We start from the raw sequence: 4,762 nt of genomic DNA, 5'->3' as shown, positions 1-4,762 counted from the left end.
GGAACGACCCTCTTTGAGATATGGAGTGCATTATAGCGGGATCCGGTGTGCCAGGCATTGGACGACATCGAGACGCCGATGCAAAGGTCCGGGTCTTCTAGCCAAGCAACGTAGAGATCGAGGATGACGACCCTCAGTTGATGCTTGAACGGCATCTTTGGCTTTGGCCCGGACAGACCTGAGTCCTCAAAGTGCGCCGCCCAGATTTCGTCCACGTACCCCCTAACCTCAGGATGTTCCGACCAGCGGTGAACGTCTAGGGGGCGGGAGTGCCATGGGTTCTCGATGGGGGGCATGGTGTTCTCCAGGGGGAGAGGGGGGAGCAGCTACAACTTCTCCTCTCTCTCTATGTTCTTGTTCTTCATTACTTATACCTATTCCTAGCCCGTATAACCCCCCTGATGAGAATAGGCCGGGTGCTCCCCGACAGCACGAGAATGGGACTTTGGGAACTGGGGCACATTTCGGGGGCATTCCGGGTGACCGGGGTGCCTCGGGTGCTTGGAAGATTGGTACGGGGATTGCTGGCTGGGGTGGTAGGAGACCTTGACCCTCGATGATCCGTATCGAGAAATCCCACTGATCCGGGAAACTGGGGCGGTAACGGGGGCAAAAAGAAAGCAAAGTGGGGGTCCCCCGGCCCGAAGGCCGAGGGTGTTGTCAGGGCAGTCCTCTACGGATCACGTAGTCGGCCAGCCACTCCCAGTAGCGGTCGGCGTCGGGGAACCCCTGCGCCCGGGCGGCCAGGTCCTCCGCGTCGGAACGAGAAAGACCGCCATCGTACTGAGCGATAGCGGCCCTCTCCTCGAACTCCTCGATGTCTGGGATGGTCATGCCACCGGCAACCGGATCTGGTCCACGATGCCCCGCTTCTGCTCGTCACTGATACCCGCCGAGTAGATGCCGTAGGTGATCCCGTTCTCAGACCGCGCCGACTGGTGGCCGACGAGAGAGGCCGTCCAGTGCTCGGGGACGCCGGTTCGTTCGCACTGGGTGATGAACCACTTCCTGGTCGAATGGAACACTAGCCCGGGACGCTCCAGGTTGACCCGACGACGATGCCTGGCGAACGCCTTGGTGACATCGTTGACCTTAACGTTGGGAAACAGCGGCCCCTCAGACGGTAAGTCCTGTAGTCGCTCGTCGAGTACCGGGTGAAACGGGACCAGCCGTTCCGCCGCGTCGGTCTTCAGAAGTCTCAGCCGGTTGGGACGAACATGGATGAACGACCCGAGGTTGCCCTTGGTCACCACGTCCTCCCTGAGCAGCCCCGTCGCCTCCCCCGACCGCATTCCCGTCAGCAGGCACATCAGGGTCACCGTCTGGAGCGGGTCGTTGGCGCGGAGGAACCGAACTACCTCCCCGTCCGTGGGAACGGCATAGGGGGCGGGTCTCAGTTTGCCGTCGAACCGAACCGCCTCGAACGGGTGTTGGTCGAGGTGCCCCTCGTAGACCGTCCAGGCCAGGAAGTGACGAACCTGAGACCAGATGCGCTTCTGGGTTCTGACCGTGATCCGTTCCCCCCGGGACTGCGCCAGACTAGCCTTCAACGTCAGGTTCCGGGTTCTCTCGGACTTGCCCAGCAGAGGTGATAGCTGAGCGATCGCCGTCAGAAACGCCCTACCTTGAGGACGGTCCAACTGGTCGAGCCGCAGGTCCCCGAATTCCGAGGCGAACAGCCCCACCGAGTACCGAACCGACTTGAACCCGCCGGGGCGCAGTTGGTCGCTCCGTAGGTTGAGGTAGTCTCCCGCCGCCTCGGCAACCGTGGGCACCGAGCGGGCGACGGGCCTCTGGAACGTCAGGCTGTCCAGTGCTCCAGAGTGTGCCAGAGTGTGCCGCAGGTGATCGAGTGCGGACGGGGATGGGGTGGCCCAATCGAGACCTGAGTTGTTGCTAAGGACCTCCTCTGCGGTGGACCTGACCTGGGTCACTGTGCTCTCATAAAGGACGTTGACCTCCGCTGCCCTCTGGCGGGCTGTCGAGGCGTCCCCGGTCCTGAGCGACTGTTTCAGCGCCTGGACCCCGAGGGCCAGCGCCACGTCGGCGGGGTAGTTGCGGCGATAGAGCCACGTCTTGCCCTTGAGATAGGCATACTTGATGCGAGCAGACATGCGTCTCCTCCTATGGTTTGATGATTGCCTTGATGAGTTCCAGGGACGGCTCGCCATATTCACCAGCCAGGGGTCCGGTCAGCGAGTAGCCCGATACGCAGTCGTCGAAGACCTCGTGCACCCGGAACAGGTGCTCTGGAATGTCGTCGAAGGCGTGGAGCAGAACGATCGAACCTTCAGTCAGTCCCTGCATTGGCCGAGCCACGAGGACACGATCACGACGACCAACCAGACGAGAACCGCGTCACCGGTCAGGGGCCTGGCCGCTGGTTTGTTCAGGAATTTCAGTGAATTATTTGGCATTGGAACCTCCGTTTCTACCAATTTAGATACGGAAAGTTCCTCGCTTTACGGGTGCTGGGGGTGAGAAGCACCGTTCGCTGCTAAGGGAACTAGCATCCACTTTGCAGGGCATTTCGGCCGATTGCGCGCGATAGAACACTCGCGTTAAGATTTTCACGAGCCCACTATCTGAAAAGGATGGAAAGTGCCCAAAGGATACTTGGTAGTTTGCTACACAACCCCGCCCACCGAGGAAAATCTCACCGCCTATGCAGCTGACGCGCGGCGAGCTATCGAAGCTTTGGGCGGGAGGTTTATCGCAAGAGGCATGCCGGTTAAGACATTTGAAGCTGGTCAGTATGAACGCTCCATTGTCATCGAGTTCGAAAGTACTGATGCAGCGATACGCGCCTATCAACACCCGACTTATCAAGCAATCTTACCTCGCCTTGGCGTAATGCGTGATATGCGCGTTATTGAAGGCGATGAGTCCTTGTAGACGGAAGCCTGTTTTCCGGCGTTCTTAGTCCGTTCAGGGCTCATACCGTTCACTTCTAGCGAAGTGCAAGAATCTCGGCTCAGGGACGTGCCGTCCCTCACAGCAAGTCTCCCCGCAGCAACCACCGCAGGGAGAAATCTGCTCTCCATCAGAGGAACGTGAAGTCCGCCACCGTCAGATCGGCCGCCGCCACGCCCTCGATCAGCACGGTGTGGCCCTCGTAGTCGATCAGCGCGCCCCCGGCGGTGTCGGTGATGTTGAGCGCGTCAACATAGCCCTGGAGCCCGTTACCCCCGTTGGAAATGTTCGTCTCGCCGGTCTCGGGGTTCACGATGCGGATTAGGAAGCTGTCCGTGCCATCCTCGAAGTCGGTGATCACGTCCGCATCGCCGTCCTTGAAGAAGTTCCAGACGAAGACGTCAGCCCCGTCGCCGCCGGTCATGGTATCGTCGCCGTCGCCACCGTTGATCGTGTCGTTGCCCGCACCGCCGTTGATGTCGTCGTCGCGACCGCCACCGGCGAGGAAGTCGTTACCTCCGTTCCCGGTGATGACGTCATTGGCCTCGCCGCCGCCGACGCTGTCGTCCCCGGCTCCGGCGGAGATAACGTCCTGGCCGGAACCGCCGCCGAGGTCGTCGTTGCCGCCGTTGCCCTGGATCGTGTCGCTGCCGAAGGACCCGCCCATGGTGTCGTTGCCGTCGCCGCCGATCAGCAGGTCGTTGCCCGGTCCGCCGTTGACCACGTCATTGCCGGTGCCGCCATCGACCGTGTCGTCGTCCTGGCCGCCACCCATGAAGTCGTTGCCCGCGTCGCCATCCATGTCGTCGTTGCCGGTGCCGCCGCCCATCAGGTCGTCGCCGGCACTGCCGCGCAGCAGATCGTCGCCCGGCCCCGCGCCGATATTGTCGTTGCCGCCCGCACCGTCGAGCGTGTCGTCGCCGCCCAGGCCGAAGATGTTGTCGTCGCCCTCGTTGCCGGTCAGGTCGTCGGCGTCATCGGTGCCGATCAGGGTCTGGTCCGCTGGCCCGTCGCTGGTGAAGGTGTTATCCGCCAGATTGAGCGTGCCGTCGAGGAACTCGACGAATTCCATATCCTCCAGCTCGTCGTACCCTTCGGAGGATTCAACGACGGTCGTTCCACCGTCTTCGGAAATCGTGGCGTCGTCGTAGTTCACGCCGATCACCGCGGTGTCCACGCCGTCGCCGCCGCGGAACCGGTTGTCGCCCACGCCGCCGATCAGCCTGTCGTCACCGCCTTCGCCGCGCATCTGGGTCCATTCGGTCATGCCGGTTGCGTCCATCAGGTCGCCCAGCTGGCTGCCGCGAATGCTCTCGATCCCGGTGAACGTGTCGGTGTTGCCCTGGGTGTCGATCACCGTGCCCGCGTCCCAGTCGACGGTGATGCCGCTGCCCTCGCCGCCGAACCAGTCCATCTCGAAGTCGTACTGCAACTGGTCGAAGCCCGCGCCGCCATGCACCGTGTCGTCCCCGCCCAAAGGCGCGTAGCCTTGAAAGCGGTCCTCATCGGCGCCGGTGATCAGGTCGCCGTCCTGGCTGCCCTGGACGAAGTTGATGTAGGTGAAGGTGTCATTGACAAGACCGGCAGTGCCGCTGACCGCGGTGCCGGCCCCGTCTGGTCCGACGCTCACAGTCACGCCGCCTACACCTGAGACGTCCCCGTAGCTGAGATTGTTGCCCTCACCGAGCGCCCAAAGCCCGGCATGGCCGATCACGCTATCGCTGCCCAGACCAGGCTGCAACAGATCGCCGAATTGCTGCGTCTCGGCGGCGCCGCCCGACGCGTCGAGCGTGTCGTTGCCGTCACCCCCGAAGAGCCGGTCTCGCCCATCGCCGCCGTCCAGGCTGTC

Annotated in this window: 6 protein-coding genes; 1 reads left to right on the top strand and 5 read right to left on the bottom strand. The window is 62.4% G+C overall.

All coding sequences use genetic code 11. The features are described 5' to 3' along the window. The 4 genes from RXV88_RS23125 to RXV88_RS23110 form a co-directional block, all read right to left on the bottom strand. Positions 1-296: hypothetical protein (locus RXV88_RS23125; RefSeq protein WP_316296070.1), on the bottom strand; the 296-nt coding region annotated here is incomplete at its 3' end. Between the two features lie 364 nt (positions 297-660). Next, on the bottom strand, positions 661-834 hold the full coding sequence (locus RXV88_RS23120) for a hypothetical protein (RefSeq protein WP_316296068.1): 174 nt from the start codon (positions 832-834) through the stop codon (positions 661-663). Further along, positions 831-2,114 carry a tyrosine-type recombinase/integrase gene (locus RXV88_RS23115; protein WP_316296067.1) on the bottom strand — a complete coding sequence of 428 codons (1,284 nt, stop codon included), beginning with the start codon at positions 2,112-2,114 and terminating at the stop codon, positions 831-833. The genes RXV88_RS23120 and RXV88_RS23115 overlap by 4 nt, the downstream gene beginning before the upstream one ends. Positions 2,115-2,124: 10 nt before the next feature. Then, positions 2,125-2,307 (bottom strand): hypothetical protein, encoded by a 183-nt coding sequence (locus RXV88_RS23110; protein WP_316296065.1) that lies wholly within the window; start codon positions 2,305-2,307, stop codon positions 2,125-2,127. Positions 2,308-2,601: 294 nt separating this feature from the next. Here RXV88_RS23110 and RXV88_RS23105 point away from each other — a divergent pair, with 294 nt between their 5' ends. Continuing rightward, positions 2,602-2,895 carry a DUF1330 domain-containing protein gene (locus tag RXV88_RS23105; RefSeq protein ID WP_316296064.1) on the top strand — a complete coding sequence of 98 codons (294 nt, stop codon included), beginning with the start codon at positions 2,602-2,604 and terminating at the stop codon, positions 2,893-2,895. A 148-nt stretch (positions 2,896-3,043) separates the two neighbouring features. On the opposite strand, the gene RXV88_RS23100 is transcribed toward RXV88_RS23105, so the two are convergent. Beyond that, a partial coding sequence (locus RXV88_RS23100; protein WP_316296063.1) for a calcium-binding protein occupies positions 3,044-4,762 on the bottom strand: 1,719 nt, incomplete at its 5' end.

The sequence above is a fragment of the Aestuariicoccus sp. MJ-SS9 genome (genome assembly GCF_032586235.1).
GTDB lineage: Bacteria > Pseudomonadota > Alphaproteobacteria > Rhodobacterales > Rhodobacteraceae > Aestuariicoccus.
The sequence above is the reverse complement of the archived record's forward strand: the minus strand, read 5'-3'. Positions and strand labels throughout refer to the sequence as shown.

Bases quoted from the DNA above. Each gene is read 5' to 3' on its own strand.
- RXV88_RS23120 (WP_316296068.1), bottom strand. From the start codon at position 834: ATGACCATCCCAGACATCGAGGAGTTCGAGGAGAGGGCCGCTATCGCT.
- RXV88_RS23115 (WP_316296067.1), bottom strand. From the start codon at position 2,114: ATGTCTGCTCGCATCAAGTATGCCTATCTCAAGGGCAAGACGTGGCTC.
- RXV88_RS23110 (WP_316296065.1), bottom strand. From the start codon at position 2,307: ATGCAGGGACTGACTGAAGGTTCGATCGTTCTGCTCCACGCCTTCGAC.